1 pseudogene is annotated in these 338 nt (G+C 50.9%); it reads right to left on the reverse strand.

Annotation, left to right across the window (positions count from 1 at the left end):
* Nucleotides 1-321: pseudogene (locus CWC16_RS19455) on the reverse strand (amino acid adenylation domain-containing protein); the annotation flags it as partial.
* Nucleotides 322-338 lie beyond the last annotated feature (17 nt).

The following is a 338-nucleotide window of genomic DNA, read 5'->3' on the forward strand; positions in this document are numbered from 1 at the left end:
CACTCTGGGTTGCGCCGCGATCACCTGTTCAATTTCACTGAGCTCAACTCGATGGCCGCGCACTTGGATCTGCGAATCTGTGCGACCAACAAACACCAGTTTGCCATCTGGCAGGCGGCGAACAAGGTCCCCAGTTTTGTATAGTACGGGACTGCTATTTGCGTGCTGTTTAGAATAATACGGGTTGGCAATAAAGCGCTCGGCGGTCAGTTCAGGCTGATTGAGATAGCCCATCGCCATACCAACACCGCCAATGTATAGCTCACCAGTGACATTACAAGGTAAGAGTTGCAAATCGTCTTGCAATACTAGGGCAGACATTCCATTTAACGCCGAGC

The organism is Pseudoalteromonas sp. S3776 (assembly GCF_005886915.1).
In the GTDB taxonomy this organism is placed as follows: Bacteria; Pseudomonadota; Gammaproteobacteria; order Enterobacterales; family Alteromonadaceae; genus Pseudoalteromonas.